The sequence below is a fragment of the Massilia brevitalea genome (assembly GCF_030711405.1).
Classification (GTDB): domain Bacteria; phylum Pseudomonadota; class Gammaproteobacteria; order Burkholderiales; family Burkholderiaceae_D; genus Telluria; species Telluria brevitalea.
In genome coordinates, this window is record NZ_JAULSI010000022.1 from 67,953 (window position 1) to 92,325 (window position 24,373).

General features: G+C 66.9%; 17 protein-coding genes and 1 pseudogene. 10 read left to right on the top strand and 8 right to left on the bottom strand.

The features are described from left to right. Positions 1-12: 12 nt before the first annotated feature. The gene (locus QWL29_RS15325; RefSeq protein ID WP_305823746.1) at positions 13-333 is read left to right on the top strand and encodes a Dabb family protein; all 321 of its coding nucleotides are present in this window, start codon (positions 13-15) and stop codon (positions 331-333) included. An 87-nt stretch (positions 334-420) separates the two neighbouring features. Next, positions 421-645 (top strand): hypothetical protein, encoded by a 225-nt coding sequence (locus tag QWL29_RS15330; protein WP_305823747.1) that lies wholly within the window; start codon positions 421-423, stop codon positions 643-645. 57 nt (positions 646-702) lie between these two features. Here the strand turns inward: QWL29_RS15330 and QWL29_RS15335 are convergent, their stop codons facing one another. The 4 genes from QWL29_RS15335 to QWL29_RS15350 form a co-directional block, all read right to left on the bottom strand. Next, positions 703-1,077, bottom strand: coding sequence for a COG4315 family predicted lipoprotein (locus tag QWL29_RS15335; RefSeq protein ID WP_370663704.1), 375 nt, complete (start codon positions 1,075-1,077; stop codon positions 703-705). Positions 1,078-1,348: 271 nt separating this feature from the next. Then, a complete protein-coding gene (locus QWL29_RS15340) occupies positions 1,349-2,641 on the bottom strand; it encodes a PQQ-dependent sugar dehydrogenase (RefSeq protein WP_305823748.1) in 1,293 nt (430 codons plus the stop codon). Then, positions 2,638-3,069, bottom strand: coding sequence for a DUF2231 domain-containing protein (locus tag QWL29_RS15345; RefSeq protein WP_305823749.1), 432 nt, complete (start codon positions 3,067-3,069; stop codon positions 2,638-2,640). The genes QWL29_RS15340 and QWL29_RS15345 overlap by 4 nt, the downstream gene beginning before the upstream one ends. 72 nt (positions 3,070-3,141) lie before the next feature. Beyond that, entirely contained in the window at positions 3,142-4,071 is a 930-nt protein-coding gene (locus QWL29_RS15350) for a LysR family transcriptional regulator (RefSeq protein WP_305823750.1), read from the bottom strand. Between the two features lie 141 nt (positions 4,072-4,212). On the opposite strand from QWL29_RS15350, the gene QWL29_RS15355 reads away from it, so the two are divergent. Next, the gene (locus QWL29_RS15355; protein ID WP_305823751.1) at positions 4,213-4,623 is read left to right on the top strand and encodes a RidA family protein; all 411 of its coding nucleotides are present in this window, start codon (positions 4,213-4,215) and stop codon (positions 4,621-4,623) included. Here QWL29_RS15355 and QWL29_RS15360 read toward each other — a convergent pair. Both QWL29_RS15360 and QWL29_RS15365 read right to left on the bottom strand, forming a co-directional pair. Continuing rightward, positions 4,614-5,642, bottom strand: a complete 1,029-nt coding sequence (locus QWL29_RS15360; RefSeq protein ID WP_305823752.1) for an EthD domain-containing protein — start codon at positions 5,640-5,642, stop codon at positions 4,614-4,616. The two genes, QWL29_RS15355 and QWL29_RS15360, sit on opposite strands and share 10 nt — an antisense overlap. Positions 5,643-5,738: 96 nt before the next feature. Then, positions 5,739-7,394 carry a DnaJ-like cysteine-rich domain-containing protein gene (locus tag QWL29_RS15365; protein WP_305823753.1) on the bottom strand — a complete coding sequence of 552 codons (1,656 nt, stop codon included), beginning with the start codon at positions 7,392-7,394 and terminating at the stop codon, positions 5,739-5,741. Between the two features lie 111 nt (positions 7,395-7,505). Here QWL29_RS15365 and QWL29_RS15370 point away from each other — a divergent pair, with 111 nt between their 5' ends. The 3 genes from QWL29_RS15370 (at position 7,506) to QWL29_RS15380 (ending at position 9,974) form a co-directional block, all read left to right on the top strand. Beyond that, positions 7,506-8,696, top strand: a complete 1,191-nt coding sequence (locus QWL29_RS15370) for an ankyrin repeat domain-containing protein (protein ID WP_305823754.1) — start codon at positions 7,506-7,508, stop codon at positions 8,694-8,696. A 5-nt stretch (positions 8,697-8,701) separates the two neighbouring features. Further along, positions 8,702-9,274, top strand: coding sequence for a hypothetical protein (locus QWL29_RS15375; protein ID WP_305823755.1), 573 nt, complete (start codon positions 8,702-8,704; stop codon positions 9,272-9,274). A 106-nt stretch (positions 9,275-9,380) separates the two neighbouring features. Then, positions 9,381-9,974 (top strand): hypothetical protein, encoded by a 594-nt coding sequence (locus QWL29_RS15380; protein WP_305823756.1) that lies wholly within the window; start codon positions 9,381-9,383, stop codon positions 9,972-9,974. A gap of 97 nt (positions 9,975-10,071) precedes the next feature. On the opposite strand, the gene QWL29_RS15385 is transcribed toward QWL29_RS15380, so the two are convergent. After that, positions 10,072-13,248, bottom strand: coding sequence for an error-prone DNA polymerase (locus tag QWL29_RS15385; RefSeq protein ID WP_305823757.1), 3,177 nt, complete (start codon positions 13,246-13,248; stop codon positions 10,072-10,074). Between the two features lie 242 nt (positions 13,249-13,490). Between QWL29_RS15385 and QWL29_RS15390 the strand changes: the two genes are divergently transcribed. Further along, positions 13,491-14,249, top strand: coding sequence for a PhzF family phenazine biosynthesis protein (locus QWL29_RS15390; protein ID WP_305823778.1), 759 nt, complete (start codon positions 13,491-13,493; stop codon positions 14,247-14,249). Positions 14,250-15,247: 998 nt separating this feature from the next. Here QWL29_RS15390 and QWL29_RS15395 read toward each other — a convergent pair. Next, on the bottom strand, positions 15,248-16,174 hold the full coding sequence (locus tag QWL29_RS15395; protein ID WP_305823758.1) for a LysR family transcriptional regulator: 927 nt from the start codon (positions 16,172-16,174) through the stop codon (positions 15,248-15,250). Positions 16,175-16,269: 95 nt separating this feature from the next. Here QWL29_RS15395 and metE point away from each other — a divergent pair. From metE to QWL29_RS15410, 3 genes and pseudogenes are all read left to right on the top strand, one after another. Then, a pseudogene (gene metE, locus QWL29_RS15400) lies at positions 16,270-18,600 on the top strand (5-methyltetrahydropteroyltriglutamate--homocysteine S-methyltransferase). 310 nt (positions 18,601-18,910) lie between these two features. Continuing rightward, positions 18,911-21,307: a TonB-dependent receptor plug domain-containing protein gene (locus tag QWL29_RS15405; RefSeq protein ID WP_305823759.1), complete on the top strand. Its 2,397-nt coding sequence runs from the start codon at positions 18,911-18,913 to the stop codon at positions 21,305-21,307. Between the two features lie 67 nt (positions 21,308-21,374). Continuing rightward, a complete protein-coding gene (locus QWL29_RS15410; protein ID WP_305823760.1) occupies positions 21,375-24,329 on the top strand; it encodes a PAS domain-containing protein in 2,955 nt (984 codons plus the stop codon). Positions 24,330-24,373 lie beyond the last annotated feature (44 nt).

The window sequence follows — 24,373 nt, forward strand, 5'->3', positions numbered from 1 at the left end:
CCTTATTTTGCCATGACCGCCAACGCTTCCGCCACCCTGCGCCACGTCGTTCTGTTCGCCTTCAAGGAAGACGCCACGCCCGAGCAAGTCGATGCCGTGGTCGCCGATTTCGCCACCCTGCCCGGCGCCATCCCGGGCATCGTGTCCTACGAATGGGGCACCAACGTCAGCCCGGAAGGCCTGAACGACGGCTTCACCCACTGCTTCACGCTGACGTTCGCCAGCGCCGAGGCGCGCGACGGCTACCTGGTGCATCCGGCGCACGGACGCTTCGTCGACACCCTGGGCGCGAGCCTGGCGCGCTCGCTGGTGCTGGATTACTGGGCGAAATAGACATCGAGATGAACAGATATCGCTGGACGCGTTACTCCATACGTATCCCCGGTGGCAATGGTGCCGCCGGGGTGATTGGAGTAACGCATGAAAAATATGTTGCGCGCCATTCGGCGCCACCACGCCGCTCGACTTAAAAAAGCACGCCGCTCGTATAGCGGACGCTACGATCCTGCCGATCCACGCCTGGCAGGACTGGTCTTGCATACACCAAAATGCTGCAGCTGCTGGATGTGCGGACATGCACGGCGCCATAGCGGTCGTACGCTGGCCGAATTACGCCATCTTGCCGATCTGGCGGAACAAGTTTGACTGCAGGTGCGAGAGCGCGTCGAGCGCGCTTTCGCTCACACTGGCGGCGTCGGCGATTCAGTCGCTGACCACGTGCCAGACATCCATCGCCTTGTCGCCCTTGCGTTCGCCAGGCTTGGCGTCCTTGGCGTACAGGTAGAGCGGCTTGCCCTTGTAGGCCAGCTGCTTCGATCCGTCGTCGCGCGTGACGGTCGAGTACGGCGAGGCGACACTGGTGCCCGTGACCGGAACCGGCGGCCACATCTTGGCGCAGCCGTCGTTGCAGGCGCTCTTGCCCGAGCCGGCTGTATCCTTGTCGAAGGTGTAGACCGTCATGCCCGCGGCGTCGGCCAGCACGCCATCCACTTTCTTGAGCGTCTGGGCAAATGCGGCGCCGGTCGAGAACACACATGCGGCGCCAGCGGCCGCAACGAGAAGATGCATCGCTTTCATGGCAGGCTCCCGGTAAGGAAGATCGAGTGCCGAGTATATGCCTGGCGCAGGCGCGCCGGCCACGGCAGGCGCCACGGGCAGGCATGGATACAACAGATGTCGCTTGCACGATACCGTTACGGCGGCTGCGGGCGGATTACGGGACAATCCTGGTGAATCCCATCCTCGCAAGCACCCGGGCCTGAGGCCGAAAACAGCGCGCCGGCTGCCTCTACAGCCGGGGCCGTGTCTGAATGTCAGACTTGACCCCAGCTGTTTTCAACGCTCATTTTCAGCGATTACGCGTCACCCGCCACACCGTGTTGGCCAGGTCGTCGGCCACGATCAGCGCGCCGCGCGGGTCGACGGTGACGCCGACCGGGCGGCCGCGTGTCTTGCCCTCTTCCGTGCGGAAGCCGGTGACGAAGTCGATCGGCTGGCCGGACGGGCGTCCATTCGCGAACGGCACGAAGATTACCTTGTAGCCCACCGGCTGGTCGCGGTTCCAGCTGCCGTGCTCGCCAACGAAGGCGCCATTCGCGAACTTGTCGCCCATCGCGGCCTGCGAGAACGACAGGCCCAGCGCGGCCACGTGCGAGCCCAGGCTGTAGTCGGGCTTGATGGCGGCGGCCACCTTCTTCGGGTCGCCCGGCTGGACGCGCGGATCGACGTTCTGGCCCCAGTAGCTATACGGCCAGCCGTAGAAGCCGCCTTCGCGCACCGAAGTCAAATAGTCGGGCACCAGGTCCGGCCCCAGTTCGTCGCGCTCGTTCGCCACCGCCCACAGCTGCCCGGTTTCCGGGTGCATGGCCAGGGCGGTGGGATTACGCACGCCGGTCGCATACGGCTTGTGCGCGCCGCTGGCGGCGTCGATCTGCCACACCTCGGCCCGGTTCAGTTCGACTTCCATGCCGCGCTCGGTGATGTTGCTGTTCGAACCGATCCCGACGTACAGGAAGCGGCCGTCGGCGCTGACGGCCAGCGACTTGGTCCAGTGGTGGTTGATCTCGGACGGCAGCTTGGCCACGCTGGCAGGCGCGCCGGCAGCCTTGGTTTGCCCTTCCTGGTAGTCGAAGCTGACCAGCTCGTCCTGGTTGGCCACGTACAGCTTGTTGTTCGCGAACGCCAGGCCGTACGGGGCGTTCAGGTTCTCGGCGAAGACGGTCTTCAGCTCGTAGGTGCCGTCGCCGTCGGCGTCGCGCAGCAGGGTCAGGCGGTTGCCGCTTTTCACCTTGGTGTTGCCTTTGGCCTTGATGTAGCCGGCGATCACGTCCTTCGGCTTGAGCTTGGCCGCGCTGCCGCCGCGGCCTTCGGCCACGATGATGTCGCCGTTCGGCAGCACCAGGGTCTGGCGCGGAATCTGCAAATCGGTGGCGATGGCCGTGATGCTATAGCCCTCGGGCACGGTCGGCTTCTGCTCGCCCCAGGCGGTCGGCTCGGCGATCTTCATGCTCGGCAGCAGGCCGCGCTGCTGTTCCGGCAGCTTGGGATCGGGCCCGCGGGCCTGGATGTCGGCGCCTTTTTCGCCGCATGCGCCGAGCAGCAGCGCAACGCTCATGAATGCCAGTGCGTTCGATCGTTTCATTGCACACCTCCGGTACGTGGGGCCAGGCCGACCCAGGCCGCCAGGCAGCTCAGCACGAACACGATGGCCGACAACACCAGCCCGGACGGCATCACGGCCCAGGCATCCTTGGCGTGCTGGAAGCAATTGATCAGGCCCAGGACGAAGGTCGCCAGCAGCAACAGGAAATAGGTCAGCGGATAGCCGCCCTTGCGTGGTGCGCGCACCAGCTTCACCAAGGCAAACAGCAGCGCCAGTCCGCAGAAGACCTCGGCGCCGGCCAGCAGCCAGGCGGCGAAATTGCTCCACTGGATCTGGTGGCTCTGGTAGTAGGCGATATCGCTCAGCAATGCGCCGAGGAACAGGGGAACGATACCTGCGAGCAGGATCGTGTGAAGCCGGCCGGGCGGGCTTCGGTAGGCCGGGCCGGCCGTAACGACAGAAGACATGGACTTGTCCTTGATGGTGATTTTGACAAGTCATCATATCGGCTATGGGAATGCGCTGTCGCATAGTTGAGTTCAGCTACCAGCCGGTCCTGGCGCCAGCGCTGCATGTTCGGCCATCAGCTCGCCCATCCAGTCGATGAACACGCGCAGCTTCTTGCTCGGGTGGCGATTCGGCGGATACGCCACATACAGCGGCATCGGGTCGATGCGCCAGTCCTCGAACAGGGGCAGCAGCCTGCCCGCCTCCGCATGCACGCGCGCCATATAGTCGGGCAGCCACAGCACGCCCAGGCCGGCCAGGCCCGCCGCCAGGTAGGCGTTGCCGTCGTCGATGGACAGGATGTGGCGCCCGCCGATCTGCACCGTCTCGCCCTCCTTGTGCATCGCATACGGAAAGCCGCCGCCGCTGCGCGACCATCGAAAGCGGACGATGCGGTGCCGCGCATCCTGCAACTCGTCGGGATGCACCGGCACGCCGGCCTGCGCCAGGTAGGCGGGCGCCGCGTACACGCCCAGGCGCAGATCGCCGATGTGGCGCGCGATCAGCGCGCCATCGGTCACGGCGCCGCCGCGCACCACGCAGTCGATGTTCTCGCCCACCAGGTCGACCTTGCGGTCGCTGGCGCCAAGGTCGAAGCGGATCTCGGGATAGCGCGCGTGGAAGCGGGGCAGCGCCGGTATCAGGATCATCGTCGCAAACGGGCTCGGCACGTCGACGCGCAGCACGCCGCTGGGCGCCGCCAGCGCGTTCGGCAGGCTGGTCTCGACGTCCTCGAGGTCGGCCAGCAGGCGCACGATGCGCTCGTAGTACGCGGCGCCGTCGGCCGTGACCCCGACCTTGCGCGTGGTGCGGTTCAGCAGCTTCAGGTGCAGGCGCGCTTCCAGTTGCTGCACCAGCTGGGTTACCGTGGTGCGGTTCATGTGCAGCGTCTGCGCCGCTTTCGTAAAACTGCCTGCCTCGACCACCCGGACGAAGACCCGCATCGCGTCGAACCTGTCCACGCCGCCTCTTTCTCGATTGTTTGTGATTGTTTGGATTATACAAACAGTCTTGTACAAAACTGCCTGTTTATCTGCGATCGCTGGGCAGCCAGAATGCTGTCATCGGCCGGCGCATTGCCGGCTCTACCTAAGGAGATCAGCATGACAGTACGCGATGTGGTTTTCCCGGCCGGACGCCAGGCCCTGTATGAAAAGAACCGCTATTCGCCGGCGGTGCGCTCGGGCGGCTTTTTGTTCGTTTCGGGCCAGGTCGGCAGCCGCGAGGATGGGTCGCCCGAACCGGGACTCGACGCCCAGGTGCGGCGCGCCTTCCAGAACCTGAACGCCGTGCTGGCGGCGGCGAAATGCAGCTTCGACGACATAGTCGACGTGACCATCTTCATCGTCGACCCGGAAACGCGCTTCGAACGGATCTGGGGTGTGGCCCAGGAATTCTGGGGCGGCCCGCCCCACCCCACCGTGACCGCGGTCGGCGTGACCTGGCTGTATGGCTTCCAGTTCGAAATCAAGGTGGTGGCGCGGCTGCCCGAAGGCAGGGTGGATCAGGCCTGATCCTGAGTGGCGGCTGTGGGCGGCAATACTGTCGCCACTTCCGGCTGCAGGCGGTTGATCACGCTGTAGTTGATCCCGGTCCACCACTCCGAGCCGTCGCCCAGCAGCGCGTCGTACGAGGCCTGGATGGCGGCGTAGTCGTCGCTGACGAGGTAATCCTCGACGTCGTTCAGCGACGCGAACGACAGCACCGACACCGCATCGATCCTGCTGCCTTCGGGGTCCTTCCGGGTCGAGCCGATGTTGTGCAGCTGGGCGTAGCGGCGCACGAACTCGCGCGTGGCCGGCTGGGCCAGCACCAGTTGCGCGTGCTCGCCCAGCAGCCGCTGCTGGAAGGCTTCGCGCGACAGGTGCGGTGCGCGCATGTGGATCATCACCAGGCTCACCGGATCGCGGTGGCGCTCGCTCGGGACCAGGATGTATTCGCGCGTGATTTCGCGCGTGACCATGCGGAAGGCCACCTGCTCGTCGGCCACGATGCGCTTGTCGAATTTTTCCTGGCCCAGCGTGCGCTCGATGTCGCCTTCGTCGGCGTAGGCGATGTAGGCGAAGCCGTCCCAGCGCGGGCGCTCGTAGGGCGGGACGCGCTTTTCCGGGTCGTCCGGCAGCTTGCCTTCGTCAGTCACCATGGCGCGGTAAGGCGGCGGGAAGAACGAGGACGGGCCGGAGGCGATGCGGTGCACCTGGTCGTAGCGCAGCACGGCCGCCGACGAGCTGCCCGGCTCGTCCCAGGCGAACTTCGGCCCGTGCACCTTGCGCCAGTATTCGTCCCAGTGCTCGAAGGCGAGGTTCGGCTCACCCTCCAGCGCCAGCGCGTGCGGGCGCCAGTTCGGGAAGTGCACCTCGTGGCCGTGGCGGCTTTTCGAGGCGCCACTGTCCTGCGGGCGTTCGCCGCGCGGCGTCGCGTGGACGCGGCTGACGAAGGTCGGCGTGACGATCAGGGGCTTGCCGGTGGGGGCGTGGGTTGCGCCCAGGGGTGGGCGGTGCTGGTTGTCACCGCGGTCGAAATCGGTGGGCATGGCGTATTTTCCCGTGGATGGAACACGGACGATACGCGGGCAGCCATCCGGGCTCGGTTCGGTACTTCACCGACCGCGGCGATACGCCGGATCAGGCTAGACGCCGGCGACTGCCGGGACGAGCATGGCGCCGACCAGCGCGCACTGCGCCAGCACCGCAATCGTCCGCGTTTTGCAGACGACCCGCTTGAGCGCAAACGGCGCCGCGGCCGCCAGCAGGCCGCAGCCGATGCCGGCCATGGCGACGGCGGACACCGGCATTCGCGCCGTGGCCATGTACAGGGCGACGGCGCCCGCCACCGCGAGCAGCGACCCGATCGACGCGTAGATACGCTGGGAGCGGACGGCGGCCGCCTGCAGCGATGCCGCCTGCGTCGAACCTGGAAAGGCTCGCAGCAGGCCGCCGGCGAGACGGCCGCACTCCCCCAACCTGCCGTCCCGCAGCGCCGCTGCGGCGCTAGCCAGCCCCTGCGCGGCGTATTCGGCCACCGGCCCCTCAAAGGCGAACACCGCGCTGCCTTTCCTGGCGAAGCCCTGCGCGTGGTCGGCCGTCGCCAGGCCCGGCGCGACGGTCCATAAGCTCAATGCCTGGCCATCGAACAGGTAATCGACCTTCACCAGCGGCAGCGCATACTCGGTGTACCACTGGCGGACGATGCGCTCCACCGGCCCGCCAGCCACATCGACCCGTTCCAGATTGGAACGGTAGCGTACGTGGCGCGCCGACTCCTCGACCAGGCGCTGCCCGGCCTGGCCCAGCGCCGTAGCGGCTGCTCCATTAGGCGTGCCATCGAACTGCTGCGCCGACAATTCGCATGCAGCGCCGATCTCGACATGCCGCTGCAGCCAGGCGGAGACTTCTTCCGGCACCATGACGGCATAATCGGGCGGCATGACCCAGGCGTCCGCCAGCTTTTCGGCATGGCTGGCGCTGAGGTGCAATGACGTCACGAGCGTGCCGCTGCCTGCGCAGGGCGTGCAGCCGATGCTGCCTTCGCCGCCGCAGCTGCCGCAGCGGACTTGCCCCGCCGCGTCGCAGGCGGCGCAGCGGACGCGGCCCCGGCGCGAGCAGGCGCCGCAGGTCTTGATGCCGTCGCGGCATTCGTTGCAGCGGGTGTAGCCGCGGCCGTGGCACAGCGGGCAGCGCTCGCCGTTGTGGCGCGTTCCGGAGCGGCAGCCATCGCATTTGCGCTCGCCATGCCCGTTGCAGGTCCAGCACTTCTTTTCGCCGGCGCCGCTGCAGGCGGCACAGTCGACTTCGCGCCCGCCACCGCAGGAGCGGCAGGCCGCCTGGCCTCCCCCGCCGCACTTGGCGCAACGCGTGCTGCCGGCCGCGCCGCAAGTGGCACAATCCCTGGCCAGGTCGGAATACCGCACCTTTTTCGTGACTGCGGGCGGTAACACGCCGGGATGCATGTCGGCGGCGCTGTCGCCGGCGATATGATCCCAGATCGGAAAACTGTCGTCCCTGAAGTTCCGTTTTTCGGGAACCGCGCCACGTTGCAGCGCCTCCGTCTTGCTGGCGACGCTGCGCGTTTCGTAGCGGGTGCGCAGCTGCAGCTTCGTCACAGGGAACAGGGTGGCGCGCGTGAGCAGCATGCGGTCAGACAGGCGCGCCAGCTCGGCCACGCCATGGCTGTCGAGCCAGGCTTGCACGCTTGCGCGCACCGCCTCGATGCCGGCGGCGTCGAGGATACGCAGGCCGGCGGCGGCGGGTGTGGCAACGGCGGCTGGGCCGGTCAGGGTAGCCATGCTGGGTTTCCGATGATGAAGTGGTTGCAGTTTCTAAAAAGCAATTTATTATAGCTGAGGGACGGCGCTTTCCAGCGCCCATGCACATCTACTTTTTCAACGAACCGACCCATGAATCTTCTCGACTGGCATCGCGTCTTCGACGGCTGCGCCGACCTGGATGCGATCCACGGCCGCTGGCAGGACGCGGCGCAGGCGCATTACCTGAATCCGGGCCATGCGACGCCGGAATACCAGGATACCCTGCTCTCCTTCATCGCCACCGCCGCGCTGCCGGCGCCCCTGAAACTGGGCGCCCTGCTGGCCTGCGTGAGCGGCTACGACTTCGACCTGCGGCTGGCGCTCGGGGTGCTCGACGACCTGAACGACGATACCGCCTATACCGACTGGCCCGCGGCCCTTGCCGATACGGCTGGCCTGCTCGGCCCCTGCCCAGTATTCGCGGCGCGCGACCCGGCGCTTGCGCATTTCGCGCTCGGCCGCCTGGCCAGCCTGCGCGAGGCGCTGCGCTGGAACGGGCAAGACCACGCGCACTGGCGCGCGGCGTTCTGGACTGCGTATGCCGCTCTCGCCTGCCGCTGGGCCGACGCCGCCGCGCTCGACCTGGCGCTGGCGCGCGGCGCTCGCTTCGAAGACCTGGTCCCCCATGCACTCGACGTGCTTGCCGAAGGCATCCACTCGCCGGCACTGGATGCGCCCTATTACACCGAGGACCGCAGCAACGCCGACTACCTCGCCCTCATCGACCGCCTGCGCGCACTTGGTCTCGACCTGCGACGGGAGTCGGTGACGGTGCTTGTAGCAGCGGCCCGCGTCGACAATGCGCAGATGCTGGAACAACTGGCCGCGCGCGGCGCCGACCTGGCGCTGGCCGGGCCGCAGGCGTTGGTCACGGCCGCGTCGCGCGCCGCCCACGATGCCGTCGCCTGGCTGCTCGAACACGGCGTAAACGGACCCGGCGCGCTCGACGACGCCCTGCTGGCAGCGGTGTCGGCGCTCGACGAGACCCTGGTCGAGATGCTGTTCGACGCCGGCGCCAGCCTCGGCGCGCTGCAGGAGCAGGCCCTGTGCACGGCGTGCGCGGCAAGGCCTTTCGACCTGTACAACGGCGAAACCGAATTCATCGTGCAGCGGGCCGACATGCTGGTCTTGCTGGCGGGGCGCGGCGCGCCCATGGACCACCCGCGCTTCATCGCCAGCCTGCGCTCTGCCGCCCAGGGACCGAGGCTGCTGGCGGCCTTGGGCGGCCATCCCGGCCTGGAAGCGCGGCATCGGCAAGTCCTTGGCGCCGCCGCGGCTTGATGCCCATGGAAGACGCCATCGCCATGGACGACCGGGTGCGCCAGGACCTGGCCAGGCTGGCCGCGGCCGGCCTGCAATTGCCCGCGTTTCTCGTGCTGTCCACGAAGCCCGATGGCAGGCTGGTGTGGCTTGAAGCCGGACTCGTTCCCGTTGCCGAGCACTGGCTGGCCAGCGCTTGCCGCGAGCCGCTGCTGCCGCAGGCATGTGAGCTGGTGTCGCAGCTTGCCGTGGCCATGTCCGGGGTGCTGGACAGCTTCCTGGCGCTGCATGCGGGCGCCGGCGTCAGCGAGCAGCAGCAGCGCTGGATGGCCTGGGACATGCAGCGCGCGGTGGTGCTTGCCTGGCTCGGCAACACCGGCGTAAGGGAAGTGAATGCGGCGGCGCTGGCCTGGAGCCGGATGCCGCAGGCGGCGCATCCTGGCGATGAAGCCGATGCCGCCTCGCGCGCCTGGGACCTGGTTCACGCGCTGCCCGGGCTGTCCCCGCTACGCGAGTGCCTGCTGCGCCAGTTGGCGCAGCCGCCTGCGGTGGAGCCGGACGCGGCGCCGCGCATCTGCGGCATGCGGCCGATCGGGTGACATATCCAGAAAGCCGCTTGCCTGTGTCAACAAGAATCCTGACCAGGATTATTTATTGTCATGTATCTTTTCTTTGAATAACGCTGCCAACCTACGCAAAGGTCTTATGAAAAAGTCGCTTCTCAACACGTTCGCACTTCCCCTGCTCGTACTCCTCAACTGGAATGCGGCCCATGCCGCGACCGGTCCACTGGACAGCATAGAAAGCGAGCTCATTGCCAAAAATTTTCCTCTCGGTACAGAGATTGGAGTCGATACCGGAAACGCTGACGTGAACAAGATGGCGGGATGCTTACAGGTCAAGACCTTCGAGATTGTCGAAAACAATGCGCTTGGACAGGTCATCGTCGCACTATGCAAGGACGGTGAATTTAGTCCGCGCAATATCGATGCAGCGTTTGCCAAGCGCGTTGCCGATGCCAGGAATTTACTGGAAAGCCTGCCTCCACCTGCTGCGCAGTTCATGCTTGCCGGCCTGGACCCAGTCGCGGTTTCCCTGGCAAACGGCAGGCAGGGAAAGGCGCTGACATTGCCGGTGATCGGACATGGATTTGCCCTGATTCCGTTTGCCTACGCGCTCACGCCCGGGGAAGACATGACCATTGTCGTGCAGGCACACCTGAATCCGAATGCGCCACGCAACCTGACCAAGCCGATTGGGGTGTTGTTGCAAGCGATTGATCAGCGTCTCGCTCGCTAGCTGGCCGCGCCACGAAGCGCTCGGGTAACGCCCATCGATTCCTGTAGAGGCCCGGCAATGACCCTGCCGGGCCGCAGCGATCGCCACTCTCTCCGCTTTAACAAAAATCCCGGCTGTGCGTCGCCAGCCTGCCCAGCAGATGCGACATGTCCACCAGCCGCTTCGCCACCAGGTGCTTCACCTGGCCCTGGCTTTGCCAGACCCCGTACACGCCCAGCAGATGCGCCCCCAGCACTTCGCGCCGCTGCTGCTCGACCAGGTCCGGCCAGACGATCACGTTCACGTTTCCGGTCTCGTCTTCCAGCGTCACGAACAGCACGCCCTTGGCGGTGCCGGGACGCTGGCGCACGGTGACGATGCCGCAGCCGCGCGCCAGCTGGCCGTCGGCGTACTGGTTCAGTACGGACGCCGGCATGAAGCGTTGCTTGAGCAGCTGCTTCCTCAGCAGCGCCAGCGGATGCCGCCCCAGCGTCAGCCCCTGCGCGCGGTAGTCGCCGACGATCTCGTCGCCCTCGCTCGGCGCCGCCAACGCCGGCATCTCTTCATCCACCGTGGTCGGGCGCAACAAGTCGCGGTCCGGCACCGCCCCCACGGCTTGCCACAAGGCTTCGCGCCGGTGCCCGGCCAGCGAACGCAAGGCATTCGCACCCGCCAGCACCTGCAGATCCGCCCGGTCCAAGGCTGCCCTGCGCGCCAGGTCGGCCACGCTGTCGAACGGCTGGATCGCGCGCGCGTCTTCGATGCGCGCCACGCTTTCTCTGCTCATGCCGCGCTGTAGCGACAGGCCGAGACGCACGGCCGGCTGGCGCGTGCGGTCGTGCAGTTCTTCCAGCGTCGAATCCCAGCCGCTGATGTTGACGTCCACCGGCCGCACCTCGATGCCGTGGCGCTGCGCATCCTGCACCAGTTGCGAGGGGCTGTAGAAGCCCATCGGCTGGCTGTTGAGCAGCGCGCACAGGAAGGCGGCCGGCTCGTGGCACTTGACCCAGGAACTGGCATAGGCGAGCAGCGCGAAGCTGGCCGCGTGCGACTCGGGGAAGCCGTATTCGCCGAAGCCCTGGATCTGGCTGAATATCTGCTCGGCGAAGGCCAGGTCGTAGCCGCGCTCCAGCATGCCGCGCACGATGCGGTCGTAATAATGTTCGAGGCCGCCCTTGCGCTTCCAGGCCGCCATCGCGCGGCGCAGCTGGTCGGCCTCGCCCGGCGTGAAGCCGGCGCCGAGGATCGCCACCTGCATCACCTGCTCCTGGAAGATCGGCACCCCCAGCGTGCGCGCCAGCGCCACCTTCATCTGCTCGCTCGGATACACCACCGGTTCCAGCCCCTGGCGCCGCCGCAAGTAGGGGTGCACCATGCCGCCCTGGATCGGCCCTGGCCGCACCACCGCCACCTCGATCACCAGGTCGTAGAAGACGCGCGGCTTCATGCGCGGCAGCATGCTCATTTGCGCGCGCGATTCGATCTGGAACACGCCCACCGTGTCGGCGGCGCAGATCATGTCGTAGGTGGCCTGGTCGTCGGACGGGATGTCCTGCATCTCGAAGACGATGTCGTGGCGCAGGCTCACCAGTGCCAGCGCGCGCCGCAGCATCGACAGCATGCCCAGCGCCAGCACGTCGACCTTCATCAGGCCCAGTTCTTCGAGGTCGTTCTTGTCCCACTGGATGACGCTGCGGTCAAGCATGGCCGCGTTCTCGATCGGCACCAGGCGCGAGAGCTTGCCGCGCGCGATGACGAAGCCGCCCGGGTGCTGCGACAGATGGCGCGGGAAGTTCAGCAGCTGCTGCGCCAGCGTGGCCCATTGCAGCGACAGCGGCGCCTCCGGATCGAGGCCGCATTCGCCCAGGCGCATCAAGAGATCGTTCTTGCTGTCGAACCAGTGGTGGTTCTTGCACACCTTTTCGATGATGGCGAGGTCGATGCCGAGTGCACGGCCGCTGTCGCGCAGCGCGCTTTTCGGGCGGTAGCTGATCACCACCGCCGCCAGCGCCGCGCGCATTCGCCCGTACTTGCTGTAGATGTACTGGATGACCTCTTCGCGGCGCTGGTGCTCGAAGTCGACGTCGATGTCCGGCGGCTCGTTGCGCTCCTTCGAGATGAAGCGTTCGAACAGCAGGTTCGCGCGGGCCGGATCGACCTCGGTAATGCCGAGGCAGTAGCAGACCGCCGAATTCGCGGCCGAGCCGCGGCCCTGGCACAGGATTTCCTGTGAGCGGGCGAAGCGCACGATGTCGTACACGGTGAGAAAATAGTGTTCGTATTCCATCTCGGCGATCAAGCCCAGCTCGTGCTCGATCTGGGCCTGCACCTTGGCAGGAATGCCGTCGCGGAAGCGCCGGTGCGCGCCGATATAGGTTTCGCTGCGCAAGAAACTGCTGGCCGTCTGACCGGGCGGGACCACTTCGTTCGGGTACTCGTAGCGCAGTTCGTCGAGCGAGAAGGTGCAGGCCGAAGCGATACGCAGTGTCTCGCTCAGTGCTTCTTTCGAATAGATGTTCGCCAGGCGCAGGCGCGCGCGCAGGTGCTGCTCGGCGTTCTGCGCCAGGCCATAGCCGCATTCGGCCACGGGTTTGTTCAGGCGGGTGGCGGTGAGCGTGTCCTGCAAGGGCTTGCGGGACCGCACGTGCATGGTCACGTGCCCGAGCGCGACGATCGGCAGGCCATGCTGCCAGCCCACCTCTTCCACCGTGACGCGGTGCGCTTCATCGAGCGCGCGGTGCAGCAGCGTCAGGCCGAGCCAGGCGCGGTTGCCGAACTGCTCGACCATCCACGCGGCCTGCGCGTGCAAGCGGTCGACGCCGGCCTGGTCGTGGCCGGGATAGCGCGGCAGCAGGATCGCCAGGCAATCGGGCATGCCCTTCAGGTGCGCCAGTTCGCCTTGCGGGTCGGCGATATCGCCTGGCGTGAGGAAGTAGGTCCCCTTCTCGGCCCGCGTGCGCCCCAGCGTGATGAACTCGGACAGGTTGCCATAGCCATTGCGGTTCTGCGCCAGCAGGATCAGCGACAGGGCCGGGCTGCCGTCCTGTTCCTGCAGGTGGAAATGGGCGCCGACGACGAACGGCAAGCCTGCCTTTTTGGCCTCGGCATGGGCGCGCACTACGCCGGCCAGCGAGCATTCGTCGGTGAGCGCCAGCGCCGCATAACCCAGCTTCACCGCCCGCGCCACCAACTCCTCGGCGTGCGATGCGCCTTGCAGGAAGGAGAAGTTCGAGAGGCAGAACAGCTCGGCATAGTCGGGCAGGCCCTGCATCGATGGATCGGTCGGTATAGGCATTCTTGATAGGCTCGAGAAAACGCGGGTGACAAAAAATTAAACGTGCAAACCGCACAAAACTACTGTATAAAAACACAGTATAACTGACGAGGTTAATTTGGCAAGGATCAGCAATGCGTGTTCATGAGTTCGATTGTTTTGGAGAAAAGCCTGGAGAAGGCAATCCGGCGTTGGTCGTCGAGAAAGGAAATGGCAACCCGGGGTGGCGCCGGGCGTTTGCGCGCGAGCGTGGGTTGACCTGTGTGTTTGTCGATCCGGTGGATGGGCGGGTCGATGCGCAGCTGGGTGCGCAGCTCAGTACGCAAGTTGGTGGGCAGGCCGATGCTCCCGGTAATGCGCCGGAGGGCGAGCCTGGCAGCGTGGCGGTACTGGATTACGTCTACCCGCACATGCGCAGTCCCTTGTGCCTGCACGCCACCCTGGCGGCGGCGCAGCTGCTGTTCGAGCAGCACGGTTCCGGCGCGCCGCTGGCCGTGAAGACGGCGATGCACGGCCAGACGCTGGTCCTGTCGCGCGCCGGAGAGCATGTGTTCGTGCGCCTGACGCGCCAGGAAGCGCCCGCGCTCGAACTGGATACCGCCCTGCCATTGCGCCTGCTGGCGGCGCCCGACCTGGTGCTGGCCAGCGCGCCGCGCGTGCTGTCGGTCGGCAGTCCGAAATTGCTGCTGGAAGTGGCCGATGTCGACACGCTGTACGGCTTGCAGCCGGACCTGGCCCTGATCCACGTGTGGGGCAAGAACGCCGGCGTGAACGGCTGCTACGCCTGGTGCCGTACCGGAGAGGGCGAGGTCGAAGGCCGCAACTTCAACCACCTGGAACCGATGCTGGAAGACAGCGCCACCGGCGTGGCGGCGGGTGCGCTCACGCTGTTGCTGGGCCAGGGCCTGAGCGTGCGCCAGGGCCGCGCCACCGGCCAGGCTTGCCTGATCCGTACTGGGCTGGAAGGCGATGCCGTGCTGGTCGGCGGGCTGGTGAGCCGCAACGTATCACCCGTGGCGTGACTTAGGTAGGGTGGGCACTTGTGCCCACGCGGTCTGACCATCGGCATGCTCGCAGCCTTTGAGCTGGCCTGCAGTCTTCGCGATCCCGGAGAGTTGTAAGGTATGCTGGAGTACGACCGCGTGGGCACAAGTGCCCACCCTACGCCGCCATCGGATCGGTACGCGCTGCTCACAACAAAGTAATCCCCGGCAAAGCCAGCAACGAGGTCTCGCGCATCACCTGCACGAAGTCCACCAGGCAGGCATTCCCCGCCAGCCGCTTCGGCGTCACCGCATACAGCCTGCCCGTCAGCCCCTCCGGCCCGATACGCGCCCGCGCCACGTAGCCGCGCTCCAGGTAGCCGTTCACCGCCCACAGCNCGTCACGTGACTTACGTAGGGTGGGCACTTGTGCCCACGCGGTCTGAACATCGGAATACTGCGCCCCTAAAATCGGCCTGCAACCTGCGCGATTTCCGAGCGCCGTGAGGTATGCAACGGTACGACCGCGTGGGCACAAGTGCCCACCCTACGCCGCCATCGGATCGGTACGCGCTGCTCACAACAAAGTAATCCCCGGCAAAGCCAGCAACGAGGTCTCGCGCATCACCCGTCACGTGACTTACGTAGGGTGGGCACTTGTGCCCACGCGGTCGTACCGTTGCATACCTCACGGCGCTCGGAAATCGCGCAGGTTGCAGGCCGATTTTAGGGGCGCAGTATTCCGATGTTCAGACCGCGTGGGCACAAGTGCCCACCCTACGCCGCCATCGGATCGGTACGCGCTGCTCACAACAAAGTAATCCCCGGCAAAGCCAGCAACGAGGTCTCGCGCATCACCCGTCACGTGACTTACGTAGGGTGGGCACTTGTGCCCACGCGGTCTGAACATCGGAATACTGCGCCCCTAAAATCGGCCTGCAACCTGCGCGATTTCCGAGCGCCGTGAGGTATGCAACGGTACGACCGCGTGGGCACAAGTGCCCACCCTACGCCGCCATCGGATCGGTACGCGCTGCTCACAACAAAGTAATCCCCGGCAAAGCCAGCAACGAGGTCTCGCGCATCACCTGCACGAAGTCCACCAGGCAGGCATTCCCCGCCAGCCGCTTCGGCGTCACCGCATACAGCCTGCCCGTCAGCCCCTCCGGCCCGATACGCGCCCGCGCCACGTAGCCGCGCTCCAGGTAGCCGTTCACCGCCCACAGCGGCAGCGCCGCCAGACCGCGTCCGCTGGCCACCAGCTGCAGCATCCCCACCGTGAGTTCCGTCGTGCGCCGCGGCGGCTCCACGCCGGCCGGACGCAGCACCTGGCGCACCAGGTCCAGCATGTCGTCCGGCACCGGATAGGTAATCAGCGCTTGCCCCGCAAAGTCTTGCGCAACGAGATGAGGCTTGGCAAGCAGAGGATGGTTCAGCGGCAAAATCGCCACCATCTCGAACTCGAACAACGGATGAAAGTCCACATCGGTCTCGCTCTCGTCCAGCTCCGACACGATCGCCACCTCGGCGCGGTCCTGGTGCAGCAGGCCGATCGGATCGGCCTGGAAACCGGACACGATGTCCTGCTCGACTTCCGGCCAGCGCGCGCGCAGTGCGTCCATCGACGGCATCAGCCAGTCGAAGCAGGTATGGCACTCGACCGCGATGCGCAGCTTGCCGGTGGCGTTGCTGGTCAGGCGCGCCAGGTCGCGCTCGGCCGCACCGATATGCGGCAAGACCTGCTCGGCCAGCGCCAGCAGGCGCTGGCCGGCGGCGGTAAAGGCCACCGGCGAGGACTTGCGCTCGAACAGCCCGGTGTCGTATTGCCGCTCCAGCGCCAGCACCTGGTGCGATAGCGCCGATTGCGTCATGTTCAGCAATTGCGCGGCGCGCGAGATGGTGCCGGCTTCTTTCAAGGCCAGCAGGGTGCGCAGGTGGCGCAGTTCAAGGATGGAAGTAGCCATGAATGATTTTCACGTTGAGTCGAAATTTTTTCGTTTGAATTATGCACGAGCTGCCGCGACAATCGTTAGCATTCTTCATACGATTTGGAATTATCATGATCAGGATTCATACACTCGGCTATCCGCGCATCGGTCTGCAACGCGAACTGAAGTTCGCTCTGGAGCGCCACTGGCGCGGCGAATCCGCCGAAGCCGAGCTGGAAGCGGTGGCCGCCGAACTGCGCGCGCGCCACTGGCACGAGCAGCGCGAGGCCGGGCTGGACTTCGCTACCGTCGGCGATTTCGCCTTCTACGATCACGTGGCGAACCACATCCAGTTGTTCGGCTGCGAGCCGGCGCGCTTCGGTTTCGATGGGAGCGAATCACAACTGGCCCGTTACTTCACGCTGGCACGCGGCGTCGCAAACGAGCATGCCGAGGAAACCTGCTGCGGCGGCCAGCACGGCGGTAAGCCGGCGCTGGAAATGACCAAGTGGTTCGACACCAACTACCACTACCTGGTCCCGGAGTTCGACGGGGCGACCAGCTTCGCTCTGGCGCCCGAGCGCCTGCTTGCCGAAGTAAACCAAGCCCAGGCACTCGGCCACAAGACCAAGGTGGCGCTGGTCGGCCCCCTCACCTTCCTCTGGCTCGGCAAGTCGAAGCAGGAGGGCTTCGACCGGCTCGACCTGCTCGACACCCTGCTGCCCGCCTACGTGCAACTGCTGGTGCAGCTGAAGGCCGCCGGCGTAGAGTGGGTGCAAGTCGACGAACCCATCCTCGGCCTGGACTTGCCCGGCGCCTGGCTGCTGGCGTTCGAGCGCGCCTACCATACCCTGGCCACGGCCGGCCTGCCGCTGCTGCTGGCGACCTACTTCTCGCCGCTGGAAGGCCAGCTGAGCGTGGCCTGCAAGCTGCCGGTGGCGGGCCTGCATGTCGATGGCGTGCGCGCCGCGCACGAACTGCAATCGGTGGCCGACTGGCTGCCCGATAACAAGGTGCTCTCGGTCGGCATCGTCGATGGCCGCAACATCTGGCGCACGGACCTCGACCGCGCCCTGGCCTGCCTGACACCGCTGGCCGAACGCCGCCGCGGCGAGCTCTGGATCGCGCCGTCGTGCTCGCTGCTGCACGTGCCGCTGTCCCTGCGCGAGGACGCCGCCATCGACGTCGAGCTGCGCGATTGGCTGGCCGGCGCCCGCGACAAGCTGGACGAACTGCGCATCCTGCGCAATGCCCTGCTTGAAGGCGAAGGCAGCGTGTACCGCGAACTGTGCTCCTCGCGCGCCGCGTTTGAAGCGCGCGCCACCAGCCCGCGCGTGCGCAGGCGCGCGGTGCAGGCACGCGTCACGCAGCTCCCGGCGGATGCCGACCGCCGCCCCAGTCCCTTCGCCATGCGCCAGGCCGCGCAGGCGGAACGCTTCAAGCTGCCGCTCTACCCCACCACCACCATCGGTTCCTTCCCGCAGACCGCCGCCATCCGCGCCGTCCGCGCCGCCTTCAAGCGCGGCGAACTGGCAAAAGAAAACTACGAAGCGGCGATGCGCGCCGAGATCGAACAGGCCGTGCGCGAGCAGGAAGCCTTGGACATCGACGTGCCGGTGCATGGCGAGGCCGAGCGCAACGACATGGTCGAGTACTTCGGCGAACAGCTCGACGGCTTTGCCTTCACGGCCAACGGCTGGGTGCAATCCTACGGCTCGCGCTGCGTCAAGCCGCCGGTGTTGTTCGGCGACGTCGCCCGCCCTGCCGCGATGACGGTGGCCTGGACCGCGTATGCCCAGGGCCTCACGGGGCGTCCGCTGAAGGGCATGCTGACCGGCCCGGTGACCATCCTGCAATGGTCGTTCGTGCGCGACGACCAGCCGCGCCAGGACACCGCCCTGCAGATCGCGCTGGCGATCCGCGACGAGGTCGGCGACCTGGAAGCGGCCGGCATCGGCATCATCCAGATCGACTAGCCGGCGATCCGCGAAGGCCTGCCGCTGCGCCGCGCGCTGTGGCGCGACTACCTGGGCTGGGCCGCGCGCGCCTTCCGTATCAGCGCCTCCGGCATCGCGGACACGACCCAGCTGCACACCCACATGTGCTATGCAGAGTTCAACGACATCCTGCCCGCGATCGCAGCCATGGATGCCGACGTCATCACCATCGAGACCAGCCGCTCGGACATGGAACTGCTGCGCGGGTTTGGCGACTTCGCCTACCCGAACGGGATCGGGCCCGGCGTGTACGACATTCACTCGCCACGGGTGCCGTCCGTGGACGACATCGCGCGTCTGATGCGCAAGGCGGCCCAGGTGATCCCGGCGGCGAATCTGTGGGTGAATCCGGATTGCGGGCTGAAGACGCGCGCCTGGGCGGAAACACGGGCGGCGCTGCGCAACATGGTGGAGGCGGCGAAGGTGCTGCGTGCCGAAAACGCGCTGCAAGGCAGAGCCGCGTAGGGTGGATTCTTGAACCCACCATGTCGTCGCATGCGTTTCGACCGACCGATCTTTGTACCGCGTGGGCACAAGTGCCCACCCTACGATTCGTGGCAATTCACGTTACGCAATTCGTTTGACGTCCGTAGGGTGGGCACTTGTGCCCACGCGGCATCACGGCATGCGTTTCGAACAATCACCGCACGCACCCAATTCATGCACGCGGCATTATCCCCCACCCCATTTTGGTGCATCCGTTGTGTTTCAGACACACCCAGTAGTTGAGCACGCCAATATTGGCTAGCATGCAATTTTCCATTGGAGATGTTGCGTGTTCAAACCCACTCAATTGCGCCGCGCCGTACTGCTCGGCTTGTACGGTAGCGGCGCGCTGGCCGCCTTTGTTCCCCCAGCGTTCGCCCAGACCGCCACACCTGAAGCCGCGGACAACGCCGCCATGCAAAGCGTGCACGTGGTCGGCACCCGCCGCACCGGCGCAACCTCGGCCACCGACACTGCGGTCCCGGTCGACATCATCCCGATGACGCGCCTGGCCGAGCAAGGCAGCCAGTTCGATTTGTCGCAAACGCTGACCAACATCTCCCCGTCGTTCAACTCCACCCGCCAGAGCGGTGCCGATGGTGCCGACCTGGTCGATTCGGCGGCCCTGCGCGGCCTCGGTTCCGACCAGACCCTGGTGCTGGTGAACGGCAAGCGCCGCCATACCACCGCCCTGGTCAATCTGTTCGGCGCGCGCAACCGCGGCAACACCGGCACCGACCTGAACGCGATTCCCGTCATGGCCATCCGCAACGTGCAGGTGCTGCGCGACGGCGCCGCCGCCCAGTACGGCTCGGACGCGATTGCCGGCGTCATGAACATCGAACTCAAGAAGAGCCTGGGCTGCGAAGCGGTAGCCGGCTGGGGCCAGTACAAGGAAGGCGACGGCGACAACTACCTGGCCTCGGCCTACTGCGGCATCCCGGTCGCCGGCGGCAGCTTCGGCATCACCACCGAATACCTGTACCGCGGACGCTCGAACCGCGCCGAGGACGATAACCCGCGCATCATCGGCGACAGCAAGACCGAGAACCAGACCGTGTATATCAACGGCGACGTCGCCCTCGGCGACGGCAAGCTGTATCTCACCGGCGGCGTGCAGCGCCGCGACGCGTCGAGCGCCGCCTTTGCGCGCGGCGGCCTGGGCACCGACGACATCCCGACCCGCAACTCGGCCGCCATGTATCCGGACGGTTTCGTCCCCTTCATCAACGGCGATCTGAAGGACCGCTACGCCACCGCCGGCTACCGCACCAGGCTCGGCGAGTGGAGCGGCGACTTCTCCCAGACCTACGGCTACAACCGCCTCGACTACACCATCGCCAACACCCTGAACGCCTCGGTCGCGAACCTCGACCTGACGAATGGCGGCGCCGGCATCAGCCCAAGCTCCTTCAGTGCCGGCGGCTTCGACTTCCGCCAGCTGACCACGAATGCCGACTTCAGCCGCTACTACGGCAACGTCCTGAACGGCCTGAACGCCGCCTTCGGCTTCGAGTACCGCAACGAGCAGTACCGCATCTTCTCGGGCGAACAGGGTTCGTACATCGACGCCGACGGCGTGGGCATCGGCGGCGCCGGCGGCAGCCAGGGCTTCCCGGGCTTCCAGCCAGGCGACGCCACCAAGCGCAGCCGCCACAGCACGGCCGCCTACCTCGATCTCGAAGCCGACGTCACCGAGCGCCTGAAGGTGCAGGCCGCGCTGCGCCACGAGCGCTTCTCGGACTTCGGCTCGACCACCGACGGCAAGCTGGCCGCTGCCTTCAAGCTGGGCGGCGACGTGCTGCTGCGCGCCTCGGCCAGCACGGGCTTTCGCGCGCCGTCGCTGCAGCAGGTCTACTTCTCGTCCACCTTCACCGACTTCATCGGCGGCGTGCCGCTCGATGTGGTGCTGGCGCCGAACGGCAGCGCGGTCGCCAACGCCGCCGGCATTCCGAAGCTGAAGGAAGAAAAGTCGAAGAGCTTCACCGTCGGCGCCACCTGGACGCCGTCGCAATCGACCTCGGTCACGGCCGACTTGTACCGCATCGACATCGACGACCGCATCGTGCTGTCGGGCCGCTTCGACGCCGACAACTACCCCGCCCTGGGCGCCACGCTGCAGACGCTGGGCGTGGGCCAGGCCCAGTTCTTCGTCAACTCGGTCGACACCGAAACGAAAGGCTTGGACATCACGGCCGCGCACCGCATGCCGCTCGGCGCCGGCCGCCTGAACACCTTCCTGGCCATGAACTTCAGCAAGACCGAAGTGGCCGGCGTGCACGCGCCAAGCGCGCTGGCCGGCTTCGAGGACGTGCTGCTGTCGGAACGCGAGCGCCTGTTCATCGAACAGGGCGGCCCGCGCCGCAAGGCCACCCTCGGCTTCGAGTACAGCCTCGGTAAATTCGGTTCGGACTTGCGCATCATCCACTTCGGCCCGCAGACGCTCGGCACCTTCTCCGGTCCGCCGGTGCCAAACGCCTACTACAAGCCGAAGACCTCGGCCGACCTCTCGTTCAGCTGGTCGTACAGCGAGAACACCAAACTCACGCTGGGTGCGACCAACATCTTCAACGTCAAGCCGACCACGCAGGACGAGAACGAAACCGACAACGGCTTCAAGTACGAGAGCGTGCAGTTCGGCCTGAACGGCGCGGCGTATTTTGCGCGCCTCTGGCACAAGTTCTGACGCACTGCGCCGGCGGCGTAACCGTGTCCGACTCCCGGCCCTGCCGGGATAGGCACTATAATCGGGCATGACCGAGTCGCCGGACAACCACCCTGCCATCAGCAGTACCGCCTCGCAGCAATTGGCTGGCGAGGCGGTCGCCATCCTGGAAAGCATCTCCGACGGTTATTTTTCGGTCAACCGCCAGAGCGAGATCGCGTACGTCAACCGCCAGGCCGAACGCATCCTCGAGGTGCGCCGCGAGCAGATCCTCGGCAAGACCATGGCCGAGGCCTATCCGGGCCTGGCCGGCACCGCCTTCGAGGACGCCTACGTCAGGGCCATCCGTGAAAAGACCGCCACCGAAGTCACCGCCTTTTATCCCGACCACGGCAAGTGGTACGAGGTGCGCATTTCCCCCGCCGCCAACGGCCTCACCTTCTACTTCCGCGACGTCAGCGCCGAAGTCAGGACCGAGCAGGCGCTGCGCGAGAGCGAACGCAGTTTCCGCCAGCTGGCCGAATCGATCCCGCAGATCGTGTGGATCGTCTCGGCCTCGGGCCAGGCCATCTACTTCAACCGGGTGTGGGAAGACTATACCGGGGTGCGGGTCGACGCCACCACGCCGGCCGAGGTGGCCAACGGCTTCGTCCACCCCGACGACGAAGCCGCCACCATGGCCGCATGGGACGCCGCCTATGCCACGGGCGGCGCCTTCCAGGTCGAGCACCGCATCCGTTCTAAAACCGGCGGCTACCGCTGGTTCCTGGTGCGCGCCGAACCGTATAAAAATGCCGACGGCGCGATCGAGCGCTGGTTCGGCACCTCGACCGACATCCACGAAACCAAGCTCGCCAGGTTCGCCCTCGCCGAAGGCGAAGAGCGCTACCGCTCGCTGTTCGAGACGCTGGAAACGGCGGACCGGCGCCATGCCTTCCAGCTGGCCCTGGCCGACCGCATCCGGCCCCTGAGCGCGCCCGAGGAAGTCACCGCCGCCGCCAGCGAATTGCTCGGCAAGCAGCTCGGCGGCAAGCGCGTGGTGTACGGCGAAACCGACGACGCCGGCGCCTGGATCCAGATGCTGCCCGACTGGACCGACGGCAGCATGGCCTCGATGAGCGGCGTGCGCCTGCGCCTCGACGACTTCGGCATGGCCGCGGTCGATTTGCTGCGCGCGGGCCGCAACCTGGTGCTGGACGATGTCACGCGCGACGCCGCCACGGCGCCGCATGCCGCCGCCTACCAGGCTGCCGGCATGGGCGCGGCGCTCGGCATTCCGCTGATGAAGAACGGCCGCCTGCACGCCGTGCTGAGCGTGCACCACGACCAGCCCCACCACTGGAGCGCGGAACACATCGCCATGGCCGAGGACATGGTCGACCGCACCTGGTTCGCCGTCGAGAGCGCGCGCGCCCAGGCCGCGCTGCGCGCCGAGCGCGACCAGAGCCAGCAGATCTTCGACAACATGGCCGAAGGCTTCGGCCTGCTCGACGGCGACTCGACCATCCTGCAGGTGAACGAGATCGGCGCGCGCCTGGCGCGGCGCGAGCACGCCGACCTGCTGGGACGCGATGTGTGGTCGGTGCTGCCGCACCTGGCCGGCGGCCCGCTCGAGGCGCTGTACCGGCGCGTGCGCGAACGGCGCACCCCCGAGACCCTGGAGCACGGCTACCTGCTCGACAGCGGCGCCACGGCCTGGCTCGAGGTGCGCGCCTACCCGCTGCCCGAGGGCCGGCTCGCCATCTTCTACCGCGACATCACCGAGCGCAAGGCGGCCGAGGCCACGCTGCGCGACGCCGACCGCCGCAAGGACGAGTTCCTGGCGATGCTGGCGCACGAGCTGCGCAACCCGCTGGCGCCGATCGGGGCCGCGGCCCACCTGCTGCGCCTGGGGAAGCTGGACGAAGCGCGGGTGCGCCACACCAGCGAGATCATCGGGCGCCAGGTCGACCACATGACCCACCTGATCGACGACCTNGGGGCCGCGGCCCACCTGCTGCGCCTGGGGAAGCTGGACGAAGCGCGGGTGCGCCACACCAGCGAGATCATCGGGCGCCAGGTCGACCACATGACCCACCTGATCGACGACCTGCTCGACGTCTCGCGCGTTACCCGCGGCCTGGTCGAACTCGACATGGCGCCGCTCGACATCCGCCACGTCCTCGCCGACGCCATCGAACAGGTGGCGCCGCTGGTCCAGGCGCGGCGCCACCACCTGCATTCGACCATTGCGCCGGACACCACGGTGGTCCGCGGCGACAAGAAGCGCCTGGTGCAGGTGGTCGCCAACCTGCTGAACAACGCCGCCAAGTACACCGACGAGGGCGGCAGCATCACGCTCGGCCTGGAGGTGCGCGCCGACCGCGTGCTGATCGAGGTGGCCGACAACGGCATCGGCATGACGCCCGAACTGGCGGCACGCGCCTTTGAACTGTTCGCCCAGGCCGAGCGCAGCTCGGACCGCGCCGCCGGCGGCCTGGGACTCGGCCTGGCGCTGGTGAAAAGCCTGGTCGAGCTGCACGGCGGCAGCGTCACCTGCCACAGCGCCGGGCCGGGCCAGGGCAGCTGCTTCCGCGTCTGCCTGCCGCGCCTGGACGCGCAGGGGGCGCAAGCGGGGCAGCATCGCCACAGCGGCGACGCCGCACCTGCGCCCGCACCCGCCGGCGCCGGCCTGCGCGTGCTGGTGGTCGACGACAATGCCGACGCGGCGGCGATGCTGGCCATGGTGCTGGAAGCGGCCGGCCACCGTACCGCGGTCGAACACGGCTCGCAGGCGGCGCTGGCGCGTGCGCGCAGCGAGACGCCGGACGTGTGCATCCTCGACATCGGCCTGCCCGACATGGACGGCCACGAACTGGCGCGGCGCCTGCGCGCGCAGCCGGAAACCGCCAACGCGGTGCTGATTGCCGTGACCGGCTATGGCCACGAGAGCGACCGCCGCAAGTCCTTCGACGCCGGCTTCGACGAGCACCTGGTCAAGCCGGCCGACCCGGCGCGCCTGACCGCGATTTTGGCCGCCATCGCCCGCTCGCGGCAGCGCTGACGAATTACCCTCCCGGAAACGACAACAGCAGCCGTCGCTGCCGT